The 26,152-nt window shown below is 33.9% G+C and carries 20 protein-coding genes; 15 read left to right on the top strand and 5 right to left on the bottom strand.

Going from position 1 to position 26,152, the window contains the following annotated elements; translation table 11 throughout:
• The first annotated feature begins 118 nt into the window (after positions 1 to 118).
• From C1X07_RS13105 to C1X07_RS13060, 10 genes are all read left to right on the top strand, one after another.
• A complete protein-coding gene (locus C1X07_RS13105; RefSeq protein WP_103070481.1) occupies positions 119 to 469 on the top strand; it encodes a hypothetical protein in 351 nt (116 codons plus the stop codon).
• Between the two features lie 2 nt (positions 470 to 471).
• Positions 472 to 921 (top strand): hypothetical protein, encoded by a 450-nt coding sequence (locus tag C1X07_RS13100; protein WP_103070480.1) that lies wholly within the window; start codon positions 472 to 474, stop codon positions 919 to 921.
• Positions 922 to 1,149: 228 nt separating this feature from the next.
• Complete coding sequence (purL, locus tag C1X07_RS13095) at positions 1,150 to 4,821, top strand: phosphoribosylformylglycinamidine synthase (protein ID WP_103070479.1); 3,672 nt, start codon at positions 1,150 to 1,152, stop codon at positions 4,819 to 4,821.
• A complete protein-coding gene (locus tag C1X07_RS13090; protein WP_103070478.1) occupies positions 4,822 to 5,379 on the top strand; it encodes an isochorismatase family protein in 558 nt (185 codons plus the stop codon).
• Between the two features lie 380 nt (positions 5,380 to 5,759).
• The gene (locus tag C1X07_RS13085) at positions 5,760 to 7,532 is read left to right on the top strand and encodes an AMP-dependent synthetase/ligase (RefSeq protein WP_103070477.1); all 1,773 of its coding nucleotides are present in this window, start codon (positions 5,760 to 5,762) and stop codon (positions 7,530 to 7,532) included.
• 193 nt (positions 7,533 to 7,725) lie between these two features.
• Positions 7,726 to 8,181, top strand: a complete 456-nt coding sequence (locus C1X07_RS13080) for a MarR family winged helix-turn-helix transcriptional regulator (RefSeq protein WP_103070476.1) — start codon at positions 7,726 to 7,728, stop codon at positions 8,179 to 8,181.
• Between the two features lie 17 nt (positions 8,182 to 8,198).
• Positions 8,199 to 10,604, top strand: coding sequence for a 3-hydroxyacyl-CoA dehydrogenase/enoyl-CoA hydratase family protein (locus C1X07_RS13075; RefSeq protein ID WP_103070475.1), 2,406 nt, complete (start codon positions 8,199 to 8,201; stop codon positions 10,602 to 10,604).
• Between the two features lie 35 nt (positions 10,605 to 10,639).
• Entirely contained in the window at positions 10,640 to 10,876 is a 237-nt protein-coding gene (locus C1X07_RS13070; RefSeq protein WP_317046083.1) for a four helix bundle protein, read from the top strand.
• A 151-nt stretch (positions 10,877 to 11,027) separates the two neighbouring features.
• A complete protein-coding gene (locus tag C1X07_RS13065; RefSeq protein ID WP_103070474.1) occupies positions 11,028 to 12,218 on the top strand; it encodes an acetyl-CoA C-acyltransferase in 1,191 nt (396 codons plus the stop codon).
• Positions 12,219 to 12,289: 71 nt separating this feature from the next.
• Positions 12,290 to 14,101, top strand: coding sequence for an acyl-CoA dehydrogenase family protein (locus C1X07_RS13060; RefSeq protein WP_103070473.1), 1,812 nt, complete (start codon positions 12,290 to 12,292; stop codon positions 14,099 to 14,101).
• A 185-nt stretch (positions 14,102 to 14,286) separates the two neighbouring features.
• On the opposite strand, the gene C1X07_RS13055 is transcribed toward C1X07_RS13060, so the two are convergent.
• The 4 genes from C1X07_RS13055 to C1X07_RS13040 all read right to left on the bottom strand — a co-directional run bounded on the left by C1X07_RS13055 (position 14,287) and on the right by C1X07_RS13040 (position 16,687).
• On the bottom strand, positions 14,287 to 14,976 hold the full coding sequence (locus tag C1X07_RS13055; RefSeq protein WP_103070472.1) for an ArsR/SmtB family transcription factor: 690 nt from the start codon (positions 14,974 to 14,976) through the stop codon (positions 14,287 to 14,289).
• Positions 14,977 to 15,335: 359 nt separating this feature from the next.
• Entirely contained in the window at positions 15,336 to 15,806 is a 471-nt protein-coding gene (locus C1X07_RS13050; protein ID WP_103070471.1) for a DinB family protein, read from the bottom strand.
• Positions 15,807 to 15,814: 8 nt separating this feature from the next.
• Positions 15,815 to 16,210 (bottom strand): amino acid-binding ACT domain-containing protein, encoded by a 396-nt coding sequence (locus C1X07_RS13045; protein ID WP_103070470.1) that lies wholly within the window; start codon positions 16,208 to 16,210, stop codon positions 15,815 to 15,817.
• A gap of 12 nt (positions 16,211 to 16,222) precedes the next feature.
• A complete protein-coding gene (locus C1X07_RS13040) occupies positions 16,223 to 16,687 on the bottom strand; it encodes an OsmC family protein (protein ID WP_103070469.1) in 465 nt (154 codons plus the stop codon).
• Between the two features lie 325 nt (positions 16,688 to 17,012).
• Between C1X07_RS13040 and C1X07_RS13035 the strand changes: the two genes are divergently transcribed.
• Complete coding sequence (locus tag C1X07_RS13035; protein ID WP_103070468.1) at positions 17,013 to 17,795, top strand: sugar-binding protein; 783 nt, start codon at positions 17,013 to 17,015, stop codon at positions 17,793 to 17,795.
• Between the two features lie 4 nt (positions 17,796 to 17,799).
• The gene (locus C1X07_RS13030; protein WP_103070467.1) at positions 17,800 to 18,954 is read left to right on the top strand and encodes an MFS transporter; all 1,155 of its coding nucleotides are present in this window, start codon (positions 17,800 to 17,802) and stop codon (positions 18,952 to 18,954) included.
• A 39-nt stretch (positions 18,955 to 18,993) separates the two neighbouring features.
• Here the strand turns inward: C1X07_RS13030 and C1X07_RS13025 are convergent, their stop codons facing one another.
• Positions 18,994 to 19,500, bottom strand: a complete 507-nt coding sequence (locus C1X07_RS13025) for an RNA polymerase sigma factor (RefSeq protein WP_394335670.1) — start codon at positions 19,498 to 19,500, stop codon at positions 18,994 to 18,996.
• Between the two features lie 161 nt (positions 19,501 to 19,661).
• On the opposite strand from C1X07_RS13025, the gene C1X07_RS13020 reads away from it, so the two are divergent.
• From C1X07_RS13020 to C1X07_RS13010, 3 genes are all read left to right on the top strand, one after another.
• Positions 19,662 to 20,831, top strand: coding sequence for a FecR family protein (locus C1X07_RS13020; protein WP_103070465.1), 1,170 nt, complete (start codon positions 19,662 to 19,664; stop codon positions 20,829 to 20,831).
• 123 nt (positions 20,832 to 20,954) lie between these two features.
• Positions 20,955 to 24,653 (top strand): SusC/RagA family TonB-linked outer membrane protein, encoded by a 3,699-nt coding sequence (locus C1X07_RS13015; protein ID WP_164914160.1) that lies wholly within the window; start codon positions 20,955 to 20,957, stop codon positions 24,651 to 24,653.
• A 12-nt stretch (positions 24,654 to 24,665) separates the two neighbouring features.
• A complete protein-coding gene (locus C1X07_RS13010) occupies positions 24,666 to 26,147 on the top strand; it encodes a RagB/SusD family nutrient uptake outer membrane protein (protein WP_103070463.1) in 1,482 nt (493 codons plus the stop codon).
• Positions 26,148 to 26,152 lie beyond the last annotated feature (5 nt).

Raw genomic sequence — 26,152 nt, 5'->3', positions numbered from 1 at the left:
TCAAATTTTATGTCTTCATCTTTGCTTCTTTTATCCAACAAAAATAAATAAGTAAAAATTTCACTACAACCAGTATTTAGTTTCACTGAAAACAGGGTTTTTCAATTTACATTAATGTATGAATTTTGAATCCGAAAACAACAATCCTCAAAACACCAACTTTTTAATGACAACAACAAAATTAATTAACCCTCTAATGATTGTCTGGTTGATCATTCAGCTATTAATCGTACTATTTACAATGAACTCTAGTGACAATGAAGGTTTAATTCTCTTCTGGATGGCACTACCATGTCTGATACTCAATTGTATCGGTGTGATGATTATTCTATCTGGTAAACCCAAAACCGGAAGTATTTTATTTATGATCGGAAGTGTTGTTTTTGTACCAATCGGTCTGATTGGAGCAATGGGAGCTAGAAAAATATTAAATAAAATAAAGGAAGATAAATTTTTAGAAACACTGTAAACATGGAACCACTAAAAGAATTGTATTTAAGTAAAAAGATGGCTAATCAATATCTATATATGGGAGTCGCAGCTCTAGTATTAGGTCTACTTGCTCTAGTTTCAATAGGAAACGGAACATTATTAGGACTAGGAACTCTATTTACAACTATGGGAATGTTGAATAGAAACCTAAAAATAGTAAAAATCTACTCTCAATATCTAGAGATCAAATTAGGTATTATAGCCTCAAAAAAACTTATGAAATATGATCAAATCACAAGTTTTTCTATCGATAAAAAAGCTATACTCATACAGTACAAAACTGAGAAAAACGAGTCTAAAAAAGTTAAGTTTCTTATTAAAGCACTAGAAAAAGAAGATCTTTTAGAATTAGATAAAATACTACAAGATAAAACAGATTTAGACGCTTCTAATACCATTGTTCAGGCAGATGTAAGTATACAACATTAGTCTTCCTTTTTTGTAATAACAAACAATAAAAACATTGAGTTTCCAAGACCAAAAAATGTCTTTGCAATACGACCAAATTGGTTTTGGATCCTCCTCTTATCCTTAATATTGTTTATTATTGTTTAAAATTCAGTGAATAACTATAGTATTCAATCCTAATTTTATGCTAATTTTTAGTTATAAAACAGTAAATTTGCGGCTTAATAAAACAACACTAATAATCGAAGTATGATCCACTTCTTCGGAAACCGAAACGAGAAAGTATTTGCAGTTCAAACAAACAATGAAATCTCTCCTGAAAACATAAAAAAATTGATCTGGTTATTTGGCAACCAATCTCAAATTTCTGCGGCGTCTATTGACGCTTTTTTTGTTGGTCCACGTGCCGCAATGATTACTCCCTGGAGTACCAATGCAGTAGAAATAACCCAAAATATGGGTATAGAGGGAATTATTAGAATAGAAGAATTCTTAGCCGTTTCAAAAGACTATTCTGATTTTGACCCTATGCTTTCCCAAAAGTATAACGGGTTAAATCAAGATATTTACACCATTAATATCGAGCCAGAACCTATCTTAGAAATTGATGATATTGCAGCTTATAATGCTAGCGAAGGTCTTGCACTTAATGCTGAAGAGATTGAATACCTTGAAGGTGTTAGCAAAAAAATCGGAAGAAAACTTACTGACTCTGAAGTGTTTGGGTTTTCGCAAGTAAACTCTGAGCATTGTCGCCATAAAATATTCAATGGTACATTTGTTATCGATGGAGAAGAGCAACCTACATCTCTTTTTAAGTTAATAAGAAAAACATCTGAAACAAATCCAAATGATATTGTTTCAGCATATAAAGATAATGTCGCTTTTATCAAAGGACCAAAAGCCACCCAGTTTGCGCCAAAAACGGCTGATAAGCCTGATTTCTATCAGGAAACTGAATTTAACAGCGTAATTTCACTTAAAGCAGAAACACATAATTTCCCTACCACAGTAGAGCCTTTTAATGGTGCTGCCACTGGATCAGGAGGAGAAATCAGAGACAGACTTGCCGGAGGAAAAGGTTCTTTACCTCTTGCTGGTACTGCTGTATATATGACTTCATATTCTAGGTTAGAAAATAATCGTCCTTGGGAACAAGGGATGACCGAGCGAGATTGGCTATATCAAACTCCTATGGATATTTTGATAAAAGCCTCTAATGGAGCATCAGATTTTGGAAACAAATTTGGTCAACCTCTAATCACCGGATCTGTTCTTACATTCGAACATGAAGAAGATGCTCGCAAACTTGGTTTTGACAAAGTAATAATGCAAGCAGGTGGGATAGGATATGGTAAAGCCGAGCAAGCAATTAAAGCAACTCCAGAAAAAGGAGATAAAATTGTAATCCTTGGAGGAGAAAATTACAGAATCGGTATGGGTGGAGCTGCTGTATCATCGGCAGACACAGGAGAATTTAGTAGCGGTATCGAATTAAATGCAATACAACGTTCTAATCCTGAAATGCAAAAGCGTGCAGCCAATGCAATACGAGGGATGGTAGAAAGTGAAGAAAACACCATTGTCTCTATACATGATCACGGTGCAGGAGGACACCTTAATTGCCTCTCTGAGCTTGTAGAAGAAACAGGAGGGGAAATTAACCTCGATAATTTGCCTGTAGGAGATCCAACACTATCTGCAAAAGAACTCATAGGTAACGAATCCCAAGAACGAATGGGATTAGTTATTGGTCAAAAGGATATTGACACTCTACTACGTATCGCAGAACGCGAGCGCTCACCAATCTATCAGGTAGGAGATGTTACAGGAGATCACCGTTTTACTTTTCAATCCAAAACCAAAGGAGATACCCCAATGGATTTAGCACTTGAAGATATGTTTGGTAGTTCTCCTAAAACAATAATGACAGATAAGACAATTGATAGAGACTACAATGGGGTCACCTATGATTCCGCAAAACTCACGGATTACCTGAAACAAGTATTACAATTAGAAGCTGTTGCCTGTAAAGATTGGCTAACCAACAAAGTAGATCGTTGTGTAGGAGGAAAAGTTGCAAAACAACAATGTACGGGTCCTTTACAATTACCACTAAACAATTGTGGTGTAATGGCTTTGGATTATAATGGCAAAGAAGGTATTGCAACCAGTATTGGTCACTCTCCTATCTCAGGTTTAATCGACCCAGAAGCGGGAAGTAAAAATTCGATTGCCGAATCTCTAACTAATATTATTTGGGCACCTCTAAAAGACGGATTAACATCTGTTTCGCTATCAGCTAATTGGATGTGGCCCTGTAAAAATGAAGGAGAAGATGCAAGATTATATAAAGCTGTAAAAGCTATTTCTGACTTCTCTATTGATCTTGGTATTAATGTTCCAACGGGTAAGGATTCATTATCTATGAAACAAAAATATCCTAATGAAGAAGTTATTGCACCTGGAACGGTTGTAATATCGGCTGCAGCCCATTGTAACGATATCACTAAAGTTGTTGAGCCAGTTTTACAGAAAAACGGAGGCAGCATTTATTACATTAATCTTTCTAATGATAAACACCAACTAGGAGGGTCATCATTTGCACAAGTCTTAAATAAAATTGGTTCTCAAGCTCCTAATATTAAGGATGCAACTACTTTTAAGAAAACATTTAATGTGATTCAGGATTTGATTAGAGAAGATAAAATTCTTGCAGGTCACGATATCGCTTCAGGAGGTTTGATTACAACATTACTAGAACTTTGCTTTGCAGATACTAATCTCGGAGCAGAACTTGATCTTACTCAAATAGGAGAATCAGACACTATCAAATTGTTGTTTTCAGAAAACTCTGGAATTGTATTTCAAAGTGCTTCAGACGCAGATATCGAAACCATTTTATCCAATAATGATATAGAATTCTTTAAGATCGGTAAGGCAAAAGAACAATCATTATTAACGATCAAAAATCAAAATGATTCTTTTGACTTCAATATCGAAGAATTAAGAAATACATGGTATAAAACCTCTTCTCTGCTAGATCAAAAGCAAACTGCTAATGATTTGGCAAAAGATCGATTCCAGAATTATGCCAATCAACCATTACAATATTCTTTTCCTTCTCATTTTACAGGAAAAAAACCTGTAATTGATACTATTAAAGTAAGACCAAAAGCAGCTATAATTCGTGAAAAAGGAAGTAACTCTGAGCGAGAGATGGCCAATGCTATGTATTTAGCAGGTTTTGATGTTAAGGATGTACACATGACTGATTTAATATCTGGTCGTGAAACATTAGAAGACATACAGTTTATTGGAGCCGTTGGAGGTTTTTCAAACAGTGATGTACTAGGTTCTGCCAAAGGATGGGCTGGTGCCTTTTTATATAACGAAAAAGCAAATACTGCGCTAAAAAACTTCTTTAAAAGAGAAAACACCTTATCCGTAGGTATCTGTAATGGTTGCCAACTATTTATGGAATTAGAAGTAATTAATCCAGAACACGAACAACATGGTAAATTAGTTCATAATGACTCTCATAAGCATGAGAGTGGATTTACTTCTGTAAAAATTCAGGAAAACAATTCTGTTATGTTATCTTCTTTAGCAGGAAGTACCCTTGGAGTATGGATATCTCATGGAGAAGGAAAATTTAACCTACCGCTATCCGAAGATCAGTATAACATTGTAGCAAAATATGGATATGAAGGATATCCTGCCAACCCTAATGGATCAAATTATAACACTGCTATGATGACTGATAAAACAGGTCGACATTTAGTTATGATGCCGCATATTGAGCGTTCAATCTTTCAGTGGAATTGGGCTAACTATCCACAAGGAAGGCAAGATGATGAAGTATCACCATGGATTGAAGCCTTTGTGAATGCCAGAAAATGGTTAGATAAGAATATCTAAATGAAAAACAAAAAAGCCCTCTTCATAATTGATATGCAAAAAGGCTCTTTTACAGCAAAAACACCCCGGCATGATACTCGGGGTGTTGTAAATAGAATTAATAGCCTTTCACAAATATTTAGAGCATTAGATTTTCCTGTAATTTTTATTCAACACGACGGTACAAAATCCAATGAATTTATACCAAACACAACTGAATGGGAGTTATTGGATGATCTAAAAACACATCCAACAGATATTTTGATAAACAAATATGCTAATGATGTATTTTACAATTCTTCACTTCAATCAGAACTAACAGCCTTGGGCGTTAATGAATTATTTATTACTGGTTGTGCAACAGATTTTTGTGTAGAATCAACCATTCAATCAGGAATAACAAAAGATTACAACATAACTGTAGTGGCGGATGCTCATACCACTGGAAACAGACCACACCTAAAAGCAGAAAAAGTAATTGAACATTATAATTGGATATGGCAAAACATGATTCCTACTCAAGGAAGAATTGACGTTAAAAACTTTGAACAAATAAAGAAAGAAATTATAGCGTATTGAATCCTCATGTCGAGTAAAATTTCTATATTTATATTATAAGATATAAACGTGCCTCAATGGGCATATTTTATCCTGTGAAGCTTTTAAGCTATTATGAAATCGTTAAAACATTTTTCAAATGTATAAAAGATGAATTTCTCATCAAAAACGATAAAATATTAAGGAGTTAACAAATTACAGTTCCTTTTTTTATATATTAGAGTTGTGTATTATAAGATTTTTTATAATTTGCGAAACTATGCACGCATAATAGTTTTTATGTATTCTTAAATAATGATACTTTTTTAGCTTATTATGGATTATTTCATTTAGCTAGTTTTATTTAAACAACCATCATATTAGGAACTTTAAAAGCTACAAAAATTATTTTAAAACAACTTATGACGACAATTACAAGACTCTTTGATTTCCCACATTATCAACTGGAAAAATTTAATTTGGAAAAAGCTTTAGTAACTAAATATAACGGTAAATGGGTGGCGACTTCTACCAAAGAATATGTAGAAAAAGCAAACCAAATTAGCCGAGGTTTACTTAGACTAGGAGTACAACCTAATGACAAAATTGCTATCATATCTTCTAATAATAGAACTGAGTGGAATATAACCGACATAGGTGTTCTTCAAATTGGAGCACAAGACGTTCCTATTTACCCAACAATCTCTCAGGAAGATTATGAATATGTTTTAAATCATTCTGAAGCAAAGTACTGTTTTGTATCTGATGATGAAGTATTTCAAAAAGTTGAAAACATCAAGGCAAATGTCCCGTCATTAAAAGAAGTTTTTTCTTTTAATACTATTGATGGGTGTAAAAGCTGGGAAAAAGTTCTGGAGTTGGGTAAAGATGACAGTAATCAAGAAGAGGTTGAGAAAATCATGGCTTCTGTAAAAGAAGATGATTTGGCTACTTTAATATATACCTCAGGAACCACGGGAAGACCTAAGGGAGTAATGTTAAGTCATAAAAATGTAGTAAGTAACTCTATAAATAGTTCTACAAGATTTCCTATAGTAGATGGCGAAACAAGTGCCTTAAGTTTTTTACCTGTGTGTCACATTTACGAAAGAATGCTAATGTACCTATATCAATACAGAGGCGTAAGTATCTATTTTGCCGAATCCCTTGAAACCATCAGTGATAACTTAAAAGAGGTTAAACCCGAAGTAATGACTGCTGTACCAAGGTTATTAGAAAAAGTTTATGACAAAATCATAGCAAAGGGCGCTGACTTAACAGGCGTTAAAAAGAAATTGTTCTTTTGGGCTGTAGAACTTGGTTTAAAATACGAGCCATACGAAGCCAATGGATGGTGGTATGAAAAAAAACTTGGACTTGCCAGAAAACTTATTTTTAGTAAATGGCAAGAAGCTCTAGGCGGTAATTTAAAGCTAATTGCATCAGGAAGCGCTGCTCTTCAACCAAGATTAGCAAGAGTATTTAATGCTGCAGGAATTGGAGTGATGGAAGGATATGGGCTCACCGAAACATCTCCTGTAATCTCTGTAAACGAGTTGGCTAATAAGGGTTTCAAAATAGGAACTGTAGGAAGAATGATTCCTGATACTGAAGTAAAAATAGCCGAAGATGGTGAGATCCTAGTAAAAGGTCCGCAAGTAATGCAAGGTTATTATAAAGATGAAGAAAAAACCAATGAAGTCTTAAAAAATGGATATTTCCATACTGGAGATATCGGAGAAGTTGACAGTAATGGCTTTTTAAAAATCACAGACCGTAAAAAAGAGATGTTTAAAACCTCTGGTGGTAAATATGTAGCTCCGCAACTGATCGAGAACGCAATGAAACAATCACGTTTTATCGAACAAATTATGGTTATTGGAGAAGGACAAAAAATGCCAGCCGCCTTTATACAGCCCAATTTCGAGTTTTTAAAAGAATGGGCAGAACGAAAAGGTATCAAAATAGAAGGGGAAATTCATGAAATACTAAATGATCAAGCAGTAATAGATCGTTACCAAACCGAAGTTGATCAACATAATGAAAAATTCGGAAAATGGGAACGTGTTAAACGATTCGAGCTTACACCGGATGAATGGAGTATTGATGCCGGGCACCTTACCCCTACTATGAAACTAAAAAGAAAAGTAATAAAAGAAAAATACAAAGATTTATATTCTAAAATTTATGGCTAATTCAATTAACTGATTACAATGCGTAAAACGCATAAGGTTAACTTTTAATCAGTAAACTCCTCATTTAATGGGGAGTTTTTTTGTTGAATTAATAAAAAAATGTATATTACTCCATCTTTTCTCGATTTTTTATCATATTTATTATGCGTGCATAATAAATTTTCTTACCTTTACATCACAATAATTTTTTTGAATGAGAGAAAAGACAATCGATTATGCACTTAGAGCCACTTGGATGGCCGTTGCTAAGATGTATAATGAAGAAGCAGGCAAAAAGGGAAGTACAATGGCTACTGGATTTGCTTTGCTAAGTATAGATCCGGAAAGTGGAACCCCTTCTACTTCCTTGGGTCCCAAAATGGGGATGGAAGCCACAAGTTTATCACGGACATTAAAAACCATGGAAGAAAAAGGGTTAATTTTCAGAAAGAAAAACCCTCAGGACGGTCGTGGTGTCCTAATCTACCTCACCCCTTTTGGTATAGAAATGAGAAATTTCTCGAAAGAAGTAGTTTTTACTTTTGATAATATGGTACGAAAACATGTACCTCAAGAAAAGTTAGATATTTTCTTAGAGGTTTTTCAAACCATAAATGACCTTATATCCTCAAAAAAAATTTACTCAAAACAAGAATCTATAAAACCTTAACAACTCTAAGTTAAAAAATGAAAAGAATCATTAAAAAAGTTGCAGTTGTCGGCTCAGGAATAATGGGATCCGGTATTGCATGCCATTTCGCTAATATTGGTATCGAAGTACTATTATTAGACATAGTTCCAAGAGAACTTAATGACAAGGAAAAAGCAAAAGGTCTTACCCTTGAAAACAAAGTAGTTCGTAACCGATTAGTAAACGACTCACTTACTACCGCTCTTAAATCTAAACCCTCTCCCATTTATCATCAAAAATTTGCAAATCGTATTACCACAGGAAATCTGGAAGATGATATTGCAAAAGTTGCTGATGTAGATTGGATTATTGAGGTTGTTGTAGAACGATTAGATATTAAAAAATTAGTCTTTGAAAATCTTGAAAAACATAGAACTCCAGGCACATTAATCACTTCTAATACATCAGGAATACCTATCAAATTTATGAGCGAAGGTAGAAGCGATGATTTCCAGAAACATTTCTGTGGAACCCACTTCTTTAACCCCGCTCGATATCTGAAATTATTTGAAATCATTCCTGGTCCAAATACATCTCAAGAAGTTTTGGAATTCCTTAATGGATATGGAGAGCAGTTTCTAGGAAAAACATCAGTAGTTGCAAAAGACACCCCTGCTTTTATAGGTAATAGAATTGGTATTTTTAGTATAATGAGTCTATTCCATATGGTAAAAGATATGGGGCTTACCATAGAAGAAGTAGACAAGTTAACAGGACCGGTAATTGGTCGACCAAAATCTGCTACATTTCGTACTGTAGATGTTGTTGGTTTAGACACTCTGGTTCATGTGGCAAATGGTATTGCAGACAATTGCCCTAATGATGAACGCCTAGAGTTGTTTAAATTGCCAGAGTTTATTAACACTATGGTAGAGAACAAATGGCTTGGAAGCAAAACTAAACAAGGGTTTTATAAGAAGAATGTTGGAGCTGATGGAAAAAAGGAAATTCTCTCTCTTGATTTGGACTCCTTAGAATACAGAGGAAAGAAAAGGGCTTCCTTCCCTACTCTAGAAATGACAAAAACAATTGACAAAGTAGTTGATCGTTTTAAAGTTTTAGTAGCTGGTAAAGATAAAGCTGGTGAATTTTATCGTAAAACGCTATCAGCCTTATTCGCATATGTATCAAATAGAATCCCTGAAATAACCGATGAGCTATACAAGATAGATGATGCTATGAAAGCAGGTTTTGGATGGGAACATGGTCCTTTCCAAATATGGGATGCTATCGGAGTAGAAAAAGGAATCGAAATCATGAAAGCAGAAGGTCTAGAACCAGCTGCATGGGTAAATGATATGATTGCTTCAGGAAACACCTCTTTCTATACCATAAAAGATGGAGCGACTTTCTTTTATGATATCCCAAAAAAGGAACAAACAAAAGTACCAGGACAAGATGCATTTATTATTCTTGATAATATCCGTAAATCTTCCGAGGTATTTAAAAATAGCGGTGTAGTTGTAGAAGATCTTGGAGATGGAATACTAAATCTCGAGTTTCAGAGTAAGATGAACACTATTGGTGGTGATGTACTAGCAGGTCTAAACAAAGCTATTGATATTGCTGAAAAAGATTTTCAAGGACTGGTTGTTGGTAATCAAGCTGCAAACTTCTCTGTTGGAGCCAACATAGGAATGATTTTTATGATGGCTGTAGAACAGGAGTATGATGAGCTTAATATGGCTATCAAATACTTCCAGGACTCTATGATGCGTATGCGTTATTCTTCGATCCCTACAATTGCAGCTCCTCATGGGATGGCACTTGGCGGTGGTTGTGAGCTTTCTATGCACGCAGACAAAGTAGTTGCTGCTGCCGAAACATATATAGGATTAGTAGAATTTGGTGTTGGAGTAATCCCTGGTGGGGGTGGATCCAAAGAAATGGCACTTAGAGCATCTGATACTTTTAAGAAAAACGATGTTGAGCTTAATGTGCTTCAAGAGCATTTCTTAACTATTGGTATGGCAAAAGTATCAACCTCTGCTTATGAAGCATTTGATACCAATATACTTCAGAAAGGAAAAGATATTGTCGTTGTAAATAAAGACCGACAAATTGCTACCGCAAAAGCTTATGCCAAATTAATGGCAGAACAAGGCTACACCCAATCACCACGCCGTAAGGACATAAAAGTATTAGGTAAACAAGCTTTGGGAATGTTCTTGGTAGGAACAGATTCTATGGAAGCTAGTAAGTATATTTCTGAGCATGATAAGAAAATAGCAAATAAATTAGGTTATGTAATGGCCGGAGGAGATCTATCCGAGCCAACATTGGTAACAGAACAATATTTATTAGACCTAGAAAGAGAAGCCTTCTTGTCTTTATGTACAGAACGTAAAACTCTGGAGCGTATAGAACATATGCTTAAAAAAGGAAAACCGTTACGTAACTAGTATTGAGAATTTAGTATTGAGTAATTAGATTAATAATGCAGAAGGTTGAAGATTTGAAAATATGGAAGAAATCAATTGATTTAGCCAAATCAGTATACCAACTTGCTAGCCAACTCCCGTCTAATGAAAAATATGGCTTAATTTCTCAAACTAAACGAAGTGCAATCTCTATTTCTTCCAATATTGCAGAAGGTGCAGGAAGAAATTCAGGTAAAGAATTTAAACATTTTTTAAGTATTGCTAATGGCTCATGTTATGAACTTCATACATAATTAATGTTAGTAATAGAATTAAATATAATAAGTAAAGAAAAAGTAGAACAAGTTATTGAATCATGTATTGAAATCCAGAAAATGAATTATTCATTTCAGAAAAAATTATAACCTTCAATACTAATACCTCAATACTCAATACTATAAAACTATGAAAACAGCATATATAGTAAAAGCATATAGAACAGCCGTAGGAAAAGCTCCTCGCGGGGTGTTCAGGTTCAAAAGAACAGATGAATTGGCAGCAGAAACCATAGAACACATGATGAAAGAACTGCCTCAGTTAGACAAAACACGTATTGACGATGTTATTGTTGGTAATGCAATGCCCGAAGGATCTCAAGGATTAAACATGGCACGTCTTATCTCACTTATGGGATTAAATTCTATTGACGTACCAGGTGTAACTGTAAACAGGTTTTGCTCTTCAGGAATTGAAACTATAGGTATTGCAACAGCCAAAATACAATCAGGAATGGCAGATTGTATTATTGCCGGAGGAGCAGAAAGTATGAGTTCTGTACCAATGACAGGGTATAAAACAGAACTTAATTATGACTTAGCCAAATCAGGGCACGAAGATTATTATTGGGGAATGGGTAATACCGCAGAAGCAGTAGCACATCAGTTTAATGTATCTCGTGAAGATCAGGACGAGTTTGCTTACAACTCCCACATGAAAGCCCTAAAAGCGCAAGCCGAAGGTCGTTTTCAAGATCAAATTGTTCCCATTAATGTAGAACAAACCTATGTAGATGAAAATGGAAAAAAAGCCAACAAATCTTATATCGTATCCAAAGATGAAGGACCACGTGCAGGCACTAGTAAAGAAGTACTTGCTAAACTAAGACCAGTATTCGAAGCAGGAGGAAGTGTAACAGCTGGTAACTCTTCTCAGATGAGTGATGGAGCTGCTTTTGTAATGGTTATGAGTGAAGATATGGTAAAAGAATTAAACCTTGAACCTATTGCAAGGCTTGTGAACTATGCTGCTGCAGGTGTAGAGCCAAGAATTATGGGTATCGGTCCTGTAAAAGCAATCCCTAAAGCTTTAAAACAAGCTGGATTAAAACAAGATGATATCGAACTCATAGAACTAAACGAAGCCTTTGCTTCGCAATCACTTGCTGTTATGAGAGAATTGAATCTCAATCAAGATATTGTAAATGTAAACGGGGGCGCCATTGCATTAGGACATCCATTAGGTTGTACAGGAGCAAAACTTTCGGTTCAGTTATTTGATGAGATGCGTAAACGCGATATGAAAGGCAAATATGGTATGGTAACCATGTGTGTTGGTACAGGGCAAGGAGCCGCAGGTATTTTTGAATTCCTAAGCTAGAAAATAAAATTATAAATCAATAAACTCTAGACTCTAGATATTAGTCGTCTAGGCTTTAAATAAAGAAAAAAATGAGTGAAAAAAGTATAAATAAAGATATTCTAAGAGGAGGTCAGTTTCTTGTTAAGGAAACCAACTGTGAAGATGTATTTACTCCAGAAGATTTTTCTGAAGAACAAAGAATGATGCGTGATAGCGCAAAAGAATTTGTAGATCGTGAGTTATGGGCAAATTGGGAGCGTTTTGAAAGTAAAGACTATGCTTTTACTGAAGAATGTATGCGCAAAGCAGGCGAACTTGGATTATTAGGAGTTTCTGTTCCCGAAGCCTACGACGGTTTAGGGATGGGGTTCGTATCCACAATGTTGGTTTGTGACTATATTTCTGGAGCTACCGGATCTTTCAGTACTGCCTTTGGAGCTCATACTGGTATCGGTACTATGCCTATCACTTTATATGGTAATGAAGAGCAAAAGAAAAAGTATGTCCCTAAACTTGCTACAGGAGAATGGTTTGGTGCTTATTGCCTTACAGAACCAGGAGCAGGATCAGATGCCAATTCTGGTAAAACGAAGGCTGTACTATCCGAAGACGGGAAACATTATTCGATTTCTGGGCAAAAAATGTGGATCTCTAATGCCGGTTTCTGTAGTCTTTTTATTGTTTTTGCTCGTATCGAAGACGATAAGAACATCACTGGTTTTATTGTAGAAAATGACCCATCTAATGGTATTACATTAGGAGAAGAAGAAAAAAAATTAGGAATTCATTCCTCCTCTACTCGTCAGGTATTTTTTAGTGATACAAAAGTACCAGTAGAAAATATGTTATCAGAAAGAGGTAATGGATTTAAGATCGCCATGAATGCATTGAATGTTGGCCGTATTAAACTTGCAGCCGCATGTCTTGATGCTCAGCGTCGAGTAATTGGAGAAGCGACTAAATATGCTAATGAGCGTATTCAATTTAAAACTCCGATTATGAATTTTGGAGCTATTAAAGCCAAAATTGCTGAAATGGCTACCAATACATATGCCGATGAATCTGCTAGTTACAGAGCTGCAAAAAACATCGAAGATAGAATTGCTATTCGCCAGGCAGAAGGAAACACACACCAGGAAGCAGAACTAAAAGGTGTAGAAGAATATGCTATTGAGTGCTCTATTCTTAAAGTTGCTGTTTCTGAAGATGTACAAAACTGTACTGATGAAGGGGTACAGATTTTTGGAGGTATGGGATTCTCGGCAGACACTCCTATGGAATCTGCTTGGAGAGATGCTCGTATTTCTCGTATCTATGAGGGTACGAATGAAATCAATCGTATGCTTGCTGTAGGAATGCTAGTTAAGAAAGCAATGAAGGGTCATGTAGATCTTTTAGGACCTGCAATGAAAGTGGCAGATGAGCTTACAGGTATACCATCTTTTGACACTCCGGATTACTCTGTATTGTTTTCTGAAGAAAAAGAGATTATTGCAAAACTTAAGAAAGTTTTCTTAATGGTTGCAGGTGCTGCCGTACAAAAGTATGGTCCTCAATTAGAAGAACACCAACAACTATTATTGGCAGCTTCTGATATTTTGATCGAGATCTATATGGCAGAATCCACCATTTTAAGAACTGAGAAAAATGCAAAACGTTTTGGTGAAGAAGCACAGGAAACACAAATCGCAATGTCTCAACTATATTTGTACAATGCGGTAGATATCATTATCAAAAAAGGAAAAGAAGGAATAGTTTCTTTTGCAGAAGGTGATGAACAAAGAATGATGCTTATGGGATTAAAGCGTTTCACTAAATATGCAAACCAACCAAATGTTGTAGCATTACGAACTAAAATTGCTGATAAAATTGCCAAGGAAAACGGCTACTTTATTGGTTAATAACAAACAGGAAAACTAAGTTTTTGATCTTTTCTGTAGTTGACCTGTATTATGCATTAGATACCCCATAATAGATTTTCTAATACATAATGCTGATTAAATCGCCTGTCCCGAGGCATTAAACCGGGAAGTTGTTTAATTTTAATTTATAAAACCGCCTTTTTTTATTGTGTAAAAGGCGGTTTTTATATATCTATATTTAGCCTTTTTTTAAATTCTGATTTTCCCCTAGAAGTTACAGTCACTTCTCTCGAATCTTTCTTTCTTCTTATCCAATCATTTTGTAATAAACTGGTAAGAAAAGAAGCTCCAAGAGCACCGGCAAGATGATGTCTACGTTCACTCCAATCAAGGCATGGATGTGCAAAAGAGCGTTTTTGCAACATTACTTCATTAACGTTTACTCCAATGTCTTTAAACCAATCTTTCCCTACAGGAGTTACAATGTATGATTTCTCTATAACCTCTACTACTCCAATATCAAGTAATGCATCTGTGATTTTAACACCTATTTCTCCTGCCAAATGATCATAACATGTCCTTGCATAAGTAATATCACTTTGCTTTGGTCCTTTTACTCTTTTATAATCATTATTTAGTGATACTAAACCTGCCATAGATTCTATAACCTGTGCTACCTCAGAACTTGTAAATCTATAATACCTATGTCGCCCTTGCTTTTCTACATATAATATATTAGCCTCTAATAATTTTTTTAAATGATTACTGGCTGATTGTGCAGAGATATCTGCACATACAGATAACTCCATAGCAGTATAGGCTCTTCCATCTAATAAACACCATAGCATTATAGCACGAGATTTATCTCCTAAAAGAGCGGCTACTTCAGAAAATTTGTTTTCAAATTCTTCCATAAACAGTAAATAAATATTGATTTTACTCTAATATGCTAAATTAGTCTAATAGTTTTTTCTTGCCACATCATCAAAATAGTAATTAAATATTTATCAGAGCCTTTATGAATTACAGTAACTTTTTACAAACTACAGTAGGTTTTTATAGACTACAGCAACTTCATTATCTGCTACAGTAACTTTTTTTGAGTTACAGGAACTTTTTATCAATAACAGTAACTTTTTATGGGCTTCAATAACTTTTTATACGCTACAGCAATTTTGTTAACATCTACAGCAACTTTTCTTATATAGCAGTAGTTTTATTATTATCACAGTACTTTTTTAATTATGTTTCATATAAACTCTTCTGTATATCTTTAATCCCATATATTAGGACATTCTATTCTTAATGTTCTTAAATAATTTAGCATTTGCCCCATATGTACAGCTTCATGAAATATAATTCTATTAAGGTAATCCCCTAACTTTTTACTTTGAGCTACTTCGGTTCTTTCGATTCTTACATGTTCTAGATCATAAGGTGTGCAACCTTTTATCATATCAAGAAAGCTTTCCCTATACTGTATTGCCATTTCTAACTCAAACTCCAAACTAGAAAATTTCACTCCTTCCCATGGAGATTGATAATCTCCCAGATTGCCCCTATTATCTATTATAACATGAAATAAATGTTCACTCTCTAACACATGTCTTATCATTTCAATAATAGTAAAAGCATCTTTATCGGGTTTCCAATCCCAATATTTTTTTGGTATCCCCTGCCATAGTTTTTTACTTCGTCTTCGGGTCTCTTCTGCATTTAATAAAACAATCTCAATCGAATCCATAATTCTAATTACTCATATACCCCTTTACTCCAATTGTCTGAAACAACCTTTCCTTTTTCATAATCATCTACTACCAGTATCAATTGATTATCATGATCACTATAAAGCGCCTGTATATTTACTCCTGCTTGTTGCATTAATCTTGTTATTTTCCCTAATTGTCCGGGTTGATCTTGTTTTAATCGTTGTACAAGAATTCTATTTTCTTTTACAACCTGGATACCTGCTTTTGTTAATGCTTCTTTTGCCTTATCCGCTTCTTTAAACAAAAAATGGGCTTCTCCAGAGTCACCTATTACCCAAGCTCCTCCTCCTTCTACACTTACTCCTGCCTTTTCCAATATTTCTCCCATTTCGGCTAAAGCTCCAGGGTGATTTCCTAAACGTATTGCTAAATCTTTCATTTCTAAATTAAATTATATTAATGGATGTATACTTATTTCTGACTGTATCGTGTTTGCAATAAAGCATCTTGCGTGTGCCATATCGTGCATTTTTACTACTTGAGCCATAGATGGTTGTTTTGAACCACAAAAAATCACCTTAGGGTTTAGTTTAATTTGCTCTATTGCTGTTTTTCCTTTTTTATTTTTGCCAAGAGTCCCACAAACATTATCTTCATATGTCTTAACACTATATTTTTGGCTCATCGCAATAGATAGAAAAAACAACATATGACAACTTGAAAGAGATGCTAAAAAAGCTTCTTCAGGATCAATAACTGATGGATCTGACATAGGAATAGGAACTACTTGAGGTGATGAGGATGCTATAAGTTTTGCTCCTCCATCAAATGACCACATATGTGTTCTGCTATACTCACCATCCACAAATAACTCTTGTGGTTCCTTTTTCCAAAAAATTCTTGCCGAATGTTTCATTCTTTACTTCTCTATTTTTGAATTGTTAAAATTGGGTAAACAGAAATTAAATTTGTGTTTCAAATTCTGCTGACACTTCTTTTATATTTACAGCACAAATGTATATTGAGCTGTCCTTTATTATTTCATTGTAGAATGAAGTGTAGAATTTTGTTAGACAATTATAGTTATATCCTAGGGCAATATTAATCTTGTCTCGGCATCCTTTACTTGCAAAACAAATAAGCGATCAGAACACTAACTGATTATTACTTATTTATATACTATACTGAGTTTTTAAATTATCTTCATTACTTTTATCATAATTATACTACCAAATCCTACTATGAAAAAAATAGCCTTATTACACATTTTATTACTTTTAATTGGTTGCAAAAAAGACACAACAAGCAATCTAGAAGGTACATTAGCGGTTATAGATCAACATGAAATAGGTAAAATTGACCATCAAATTAGAGAAGTGAATAAGGCCATTATTGTTCCTAAACTGGATGGAGATATGAATGACCCAATTTGGAAAGAATCTATATGGTATGCTTTTGATCAAAAGTGGTTAGGTAAATCATATACATTTAATGATTTTTTTGGCAGATATAAAATGGTATGGTCTCCAGAAGCTATATATATCTTGGTAGAAATAAAGGATAATGTTTTGTACGATCAACACAAAGACCCACTAAAGTTATGGTGGGATGATGACTGTATAGACATTTTTATTGATGCTGATAATTCTGGAGGAAATCATCAATATTCAAATAATGCATTCGCTTACCATGTGGCATTAGATGGGAATGTAGTTGATCTAGACGAATCCAAAACTCCTATTCTACTTAATAGTCATGTAAAATCAAAACGAGTCACTCAAGGAGATGTATCTGTATGGGAGTTTGAAATTACGGTTTATGATGATACTTATAAAGAAGGAAAAGTGAATGACCCTGTAGTATTACAAAAAGATCAGAAACTGGGTTTTGCTATCGCTTATCATGATAATGATAGTAGTAAAGAGAGAGAAAATCTTATTGGTTCGGTTTTTATTCCTGGAGAAGAAAAAAATCTAGGATGGATTACCGCTGATGTTTTTGGTACAATAGTTTTAAAAGAATAGCCTATTGAGATCAAAATTCTACATTCTTCCGGTAATTATTATTTCACAATTTTTTTGTACTTCATTGTGGTTTGCTGGTAACGCTGTTATAGATGATCTTGCTACTCAGTTTGACGTTTCTTTTAATATTTTGGGATATCTCCTTTCCTTTGTACAGTTTGGTTTTATTATAGGGACACTTACATTTGCGTTGCTTACAATTGCTGATCGTTTTTCTCCCTCTCGTATATTTATGATTTGTGCATTTTTAGGAAGTCTATGTAATATGTCATTATTGATTCCAGACATAACTGTATTTAATTTACTTACCGCACGATTTGGTACCGGTTTTTTTCTAGCGGGGATCTATCCTATTGGAATGAAAATAGCTTCGGATTATTATAAAGACGGTTTAGGAAGCGCACTGGGTTTTTTGGTTGGCGCTTTGGTTCTTGGAACAGCTTTTCCACATTTAATCAATGAATTTTCATGGAGCAGTGACTATAAAGCGGTAATTATAAGCACTTCTATTTTTGCTTTTATTGGTGGGTTAGCCATGTGGTTCTTGGTACCAGATGGTCCTTATAGAAAATTAGTAGATAAACTTCAGCTTGGGATTGTCACTCAATTATTTAATATTCCGGGTTTTAAGAAAGCTGCTTTTGGTTACTTTGGTCATATGTGGGAGTTATATGCTTTTTGGGGTTTTGTCCCTGTTATTCTCAAAACATATGCAAATCAGCATTTTGTTCAGCTTCAGATATCCTTCTGGTCTTTTATTATTATTGGTGTTGGTGCTATTTCTTGTATTCTTGGAGGACTGATATCATTAAAAACAGGTAGTAGAAAAGTAGCATATAACTCGTTGTTAATCTCAGGAGTGTTTTGTATTATCTCGCCTTTTCTTTTTCAATTACCACCAGAGTGGTTTTTAATAGCCTTGGGTATTTGGGGTATGTTAGTAATTTCAGATTCTCCCCAATTTTCGACAATGGCTGCCGCGGCTGCTCCTCCAGAACTTAGAGGTACGGGGCTCACTATTATTAATTGTGTTGGATTTTCGATAACAATTATTAGTATTCAGTTATTATCTTTCTTATCAGAAGTATTAGACAACACTTTATTATACGTGTTTCTATCAATAGGTCCTATTCTGGGATTATATGCATTAAGAAAATAAATTTGAAGAATGCTTTTACTAGATCCTTTAAGAAGCAAGTTAATCAAGTGCATCTTTAATTCTTACCATAGCTTTTGACATCTGAGCTTCGACCGTTTTAACAGAGATATCCAATTGTTCTGCAACTTCTCTATATTTTAACCCTTGAATCTTATTTAAGATAAAAACTTCTTTGCATTTGGGAGGAAGCTTATCAATTTCTATCTGAATACGTTTTATTTGTTTTTTTATAAAATCGTTATCTTCTTCCATAAAGATATCTAATGCCTCTTTTTGTATCTGTTCTATATAATTTAACTCTTTTTTATTCTTTTTATAAGTATCAACAAGCTCATAATAGCAAGATTTATACAAATAACTTTTAATAGAAGTATTGATTTTTAATCGCTCTCTATTCTTCCAGATTTTAAGCATTACATTCTGAACAATATCTTCTGCTTGTTGTTTATTTCTGGATAAGCTAAAGATATACGAACACAGCTCGTTATAGTGCATTTCATATAAATGCCTATATACAAATTCATTCCCTTTTTTTAGTTCCTCTATTTGGGTTTCGTTCTTTATAGCAATCCTTTTTTTAACTCATTTTTAAACCCTATCATAAGATAATTAACAAAAACTTTACATAAATAATAAAAAAAACAGTACCCAAAGTAAGGGTTTTCCATTTTTTTTAAGTCTTACCTATAAATAAGCCAATAATTCGCATGAAAAAAAACAACGGTTTGGATATAAATCAAATACATAAATACTTGAATAACGAGATGTCCGAGCATGAACTCAACGAGTTCAAAGAATCGTTAAAAGATGAAAAAAATCTAAACGAATTCAAGAAATATATTGTTGCTGATCATTACATCCAATTGAACAAAAATGATTTTGATTCTCAAAAAGCATTATCATTACTTCATAAGAAAATACAAAATACAAAATCTCTTAGTAAAACCCGCAAAAATAGAATCAATAATTATCTAAAATATGCAGCTATCTTTGTTGGTCTATTAATTAGTGCTACACTATATTACAACAGGGATATTTTTGAAACTGATCAACCCATTAATGAAATAACTCTACAGCAGGATAATGGAAGTTTTGAAACTATAAAAGATAATGAGTTATTCAAAGAGATTAAAAATGAAGACGGAATTGTATTAGGTTTTCAGGAAAAAAGTAAAATAGTTTACAAAAATGATGAAAGCAATGCTTCTCAAGCTAAGTTAAGTATTAATACTTTAAAAGTTCCTTATGGCAAAAAATTTCAACTAGTTCTATCTGATGGAACAACTGTTCATGTCAATGCAGGTTCTACTCTAAAGTTTCCTGCTCAATTTATTCCTGGTCGTCTTCGTGAGGTAGAATTATCTGGTGAGGCATATTTTGAAGTAGCTCGAAACGAAAAAGATCCTTTTATAGTATCTACAAATGGCATTAGAACCGAAGTTTTAGGAACAAAATTTAACGTTTCTTCTTATGGCAATGATAGTTTTTCTGAAGTTGTTCTTGTAGAAGGTAGTGTAGGTGTTTCTAAAGCAAAGGAACGTTTTAATAAGGATACCGATCAAATACTTGTTCCGAATCAAAAAGCCAGTCTATCTAGATCTGATCGAAGCTTAAGTATCTCTGATGTTAAAACAGAAAATTATATCGCATGGGTTGATGGAGTCTTATTATTTAAGAATGAGAGTTTTGAAAACATCATAAAAAAACTTGAAAGAGCTTATGATAAAAAGATAACTGTTAACTATCAAAAAATCAAAAAAGAAAAATTTACTGGTCGATTTGATATTGAAGATATCGAAGATGTGTTAAAAACCTTTAAGAGTAACACATTCTTTAATTTCAATATCAAAGAAAATGAAATAATTATTAACCCCTAAATAGTCATCAAATATGGTTACATAATAACTATAAAAAACAAAAATCGAGAAATGCTGCAACATCTCCCGATTTAGATTAAGCGTAATTTAACAATGGTTCAATCATTAAATCATATTAAAAGTATGAAAAAAATTAAACAGAACCACACAAATGGTGTGGCAAAATTAATATTTAATTTGAAAATGAGGCTAACAATACTACTTATTATATTGTCTCTATTTAGAATAAATGCAAATACCTATTCTCAAAACACCAAAATTTCTTTGGATGTAAAAAATAATTCAATCGAGAGGGTATTTGATTTAATACAACAAAAAACAGAATTTAAAGTATTTTTTAAGGGATCTGAGGTTAACACTAAAAGAAAAGTTTCTCTTAAAGTTTCTAACAAGAGGGTAGAATATATATTAGATAGAATTTTTAAGAATACAAATATTTCTTATAAAATAGTTGATAAGCAAATTGTATTGATTAAAAGGTCTATTGATTCTAAGGGACCGGTAAAAATCAAACCGCAAGCGCTAATAATGCCACAAAAAGGCTTTGAAATAAGCGGACAGGTAGTTGATAAAAATGGTCTTCCGATTCCTGGAGCAACCGTTTCTATTCAAGGTACTACAACAGGTGTAGTTACTGATTTTGATGGAAACTTTAGTATGCGCGTTTCTGTCTCAGACGTCCTAAAAATTGAAAACCTAGGTTTCCAAACTCAAACTGTCACCGTTACAGACAAGAATAAAAAGAATTACACATTTACACTTATAGAATCTGTAGAATCCCTTGATGAAGTAGTGATTACCGATGGTTTTAAAAAGGTAGATCGTAGATTGTTTGCCGGTGTTGCCACAAAACTTAACCTTGAAGATATTAAAATTGATGGTGTTTCTGATGCTTCCCGACTTTTGGAAGGAAGAGATGCTGGTGTTGTAGTAGATAACGTATCTGGATCATTTGGAGCCTCTCCAAGAATTAGAATTAGAGGTAATACATCTCTTAATGGTAATAACAACCCTATTTGGGTAGTTGATGGAGTAATCCTGGAAGATAATGTAGAGTTGGATCAACAAGATTTAGCATCTGGAGATATTAACTCGTTAATAGGTTCTTCTATTGCAGGATTAAACCCTGATGACATACAAAGTTTCTCTATTCTTAAGGATGCTTCGGCAACGGCTTTGTATGGTGCTCGAGCAAAAAACGGAGTTATTGTAATTACTACCAAAAAAGGTAAAAGAGGTAGTTTAAGAGTAAACTACAATAACAACTTTGCTTACAGATTAAGACCACGATATACAAATTTTAATGTATTAAATTCTCAACAAGAATTATCTGTATATGCAGAATTAGTTGACAAAGGACTGATTGACCTTACAACTGCACAACTTGCTGAATCTTACGGTGTTTTAGGACAATATTACAACCTAAGAAGAACAAATGATGTAGAAATAGGAGCTAATGGGCAGTTGGCAGATAATTTTTTTAGACGTTACCAAGTAGCAAATACAGACTGGTTTAAAACACTTTTTAATGACTTATCATTACAACAAAATCATTCTCTAAGTATATCTGGAGGTAGTGATGATGCTGTTTACTATTTTTCGGCAAGTTACCTTAATGACCAAGGGCAGACTATTGGAGATCAAGCTCAGCGATACACTACAAAGTTAAACACTAAGTTTAACCTAACAGACAAATTTACAGTAAGCACATCATTAACAGGTAGTTTCAGAGATCAAAGAGCTCCAGGAACTAATGACAGATCATTAAACCCTTTAACGGGTGAATTTGATCGTGAATTCGAGATTAATCCTTACACTTTTTCTTTAACAAACAGTAGAAGTGTTACTCCATATGATGAAAATGGAAATTTAGAATTTTTTAGAAAGAACTATGCCCCTTTCAATATTATTCATGAGTTAGAGAATAACTATATAGATATCGATGTAACCGATATTACTTTTCAAACAGATTTGGATTATAAAATTGCCAATAATTTAACTGTTAATTCTGTTTTTAACTACCGTAAAGCAATAACTCAAAGAGAACATATTATTGGTGACAAATCTAATCAAGCTGAAGCGTTTAGAGCGGACGAAGGTGTTTTGGCAAACGTAAACCCGTTCTTATATCAAGATAGAGATAATTTAACCAGACCACCTTATTCTATATTACCAGAAGGAGGTGTTAATATCTTTAATGAAGATATATTAGATTATGTATATTGGAGAAATTCTGTTTCGTGGAATCCATATATAGGAGACAATCATCAATTTACATTCCTTTTAGGTCAGGAAATAAAATCCTCTACAAGGCAACGTAGAGAATATAATGGTATTGGTATTTCTTATGAAAATGGATATTTGATTAATACAAATCCTGATGCAATTGATCAACTAACAGATAACAACAGACAGTATTTTGATATTGAAAATTTTAGAGATCGTTTTACTGGTTTTTTCTTTAATGCAGGATATACACTAAACAATAAATACACACTTAACGGTACATTACGATATGATGGATCAAACCTACAAGGATCTAGTCCAGATTCAAGATATTTGACCAATTATAATATTAGTGGTGCATGGAATATCGATAAAGAAGATTTCTTCAAAGCAGAATGGGTTGATCTTTTAAAATTAAAGGCAACTTATGGTTTATCAGGAGGTAGAGGTCCATCTAACACAAGTGCTTCTCTTGATTTAAGAGGTACCTTACCATTACGCCCTCAAGATGTAGAAAGTGTAATTAGAATTAATTCCTTAGAAAACTCAAATTTAACTTTTGAAAAACTTAAAGAGTTTAGTGCTGGATTAGAATTCTCTATGTTTAACAACAGAGTGGCCGGTGAATTAGGTTACTATAACCGTAATTCATTTGATCTTATTGGTGATATTAAAACCAGTGGTATTGGTGGTCAAGCTTTTAAAAGAGGGAACTATGCTGATTTAGCCGTAGAGGGATATGAATTTGCATTATCTACTATAAATGTAAAAACTAGAAACTTTGAATGGTCAACAAATATTAATGTAGGTTACAATACTGAAGAAGTAAAAGAACTAAAATTTGATCCTCGTCTGGTAGATTTAATCTCTCCATCAGGAGCTCCATTTACTGGTCGTGAAATCTCTGCTCTATATTCTGTACGTTTTGCAGGCTTAAATGAGTATGGTATTCCTACATTCTTTGATGCTGATAATAACAGAGTAACCAATATCGATCTTCAAAGTAGAGAGGATATTGAAAAAATACTAAAGTATGAGGGTCCTACTCAGCCAAGAGGAGCTGGTGGATTAAGTAATACTTTCAAATATGCTGGTTTTTCTTTATCAACAAACATTTCATTTAAGTTTGATTACAAAATTCGTTTAAATAGTAATTTTGATGCTGCATATACTGATTTTAATTCTCTTCCTGGAGAACTTATTAACAGATGGGCTCTTCCTGGTGATGAAAATATAACCAACATTCCTGCAATACTAGATAACCGTATTATAATAAATCAGCTTAACGGTTTTGTAAACAATGGTATTGTATTTACAGGTGATAATGCATACCAATTATACAACAATAGTGACTTACGAGTAGTAGATGGTACCTATGCACGTATGAGATCTATAGCATTAGGATACACAGTTCCTTCTGACTATGCTAAAAAATTAGGTCTTAGTTCGGCAAGAATTCGTTTACAGGGAGAAAATCTATTCTTACTGTACTCTGATAAAGGTTTAAATGGTCAGGATCCAGAATTCTTTAATGCAGGAGGAGCTGCATTACCTGTACCTAAAACCGTTTCTCTTTCACTAAATGTTGGATTCTAAAAAACTAAAACTATGAAGAACTATAAAATAATACCATATATACTATTACTTCTTCTTGTTACTATTAGTGCAAGTTGCGAGAAATATTTGGATGAAGCTCCTGATGATAGACTAGAGTTGGATAGCGTTGAAAAAGCAGCCAAAATTGTTGCAGACGCATACTCACAGGGTAGCTATGCTTTTACGGATGCATATACTGATTTAGTAGGTCCTACAGGAAACCCAGATGGCGACGGTGTGATACAAACTACAGGAGGAAACACAATACGTCTTCAAGATACCCAAATATACACTTGGGATAAAGTAACTGCTATTTTTCAAGATACACCAACTTACTTTTGGGATCAAACATATGAAGCAATTGCCCAAACCAATGAAGTATTAGCGGTTATCGATAATCTCGAAGGAGATCAAGATTTAAAAAGTGCTGTAAAAGGTGAAGCCCTTGTATCTAGAGCATATAATCACTTTATGTTGGTTAATATGTTCGGTATGCATTACGATCAAAATGCTTCTACCAATTTAGGAGTACCTTATGTATTAGAGCCTGAGACAGAATTCCTACCTAGCTATAAGCGAAACACGGTAGCTGAAGTTTATGATCTGGTTGAAAAAGATTTATTAGCTGGATTAGCCCTTATAGATGATAACTTTTTCACAGGGACTAAAAAATATCATTTTACTAAAAAAGCTGCTCAGGCCTTTGCATCAAGGTTTTACCTATGGAAAAAGGATTATGCTAATTGCAAAAAATACAGTGACTTATTCCTAGGAGGAACTCCAGAAGTTTACGTAAAAGACTACTCTTTACTTACAGGATCGGGTTATAATAATATTGCAGATAAGTATGGTAACCCTGAAGATGATAGTAATGTCATGGTGGTACAAAAATTTAGTACTTTCCAACGACGTAATATAGGTTACAGAGCAAATATTACAGATATAAACAATATTTTTTCGAATATTTTTGGGGTAGCAGATGCTAGAACATCTACCGGAATATGGAACGTAGGAACAGACTCTAGACACCTTTCAAGACTACGAGAATATTTCTTTAGAGAGAATCTTTCTTCTAATTCAGGATTAGCTTATCACATTTCTCAAGAACTTAAAGGTGAAGAAGTTATACTAAACAGAGCTGAAGCCAATTTATTTCTTGGAGATCAGGCTTCTGCCCTTGCAGATATTAATATTATTGCCAATAATAGGTATGCAGGCAATCAATATACAGATCTAGCCGCACTTGTTACATTTTATACTGCAAGTAATGAAACAGATGCTATTACTCAGTTACTATTAGACGAAAGAAAGAAGGAATTCGTAGATCATGGGTTACGCTGGTTTGATATCAAAAGATTTAATATCCCCGTTACTCACATATTACCTGTGAGTGAAGGTGGAGGAACTTTTGAACTTACTGCCAACGATTTGAGAAAAGCTATACAAATTCCTGATGATGCTCTTTCATTCGGATTAACACCTAACCCTAGATAAAAATA

It is taken from the genome of Aquimarina sediminis, from assembly GCF_002895435.1.
Lineage (GTDB): Bacteria > Bacteroidota > Bacteroidia > Flavobacteriales > Flavobacteriaceae > Aquimarina > Aquimarina sediminis.
Note: the sequence above shows the minus strand (reverse complement) of the source record. Positions and strands in the feature narration are given on the sequence as shown.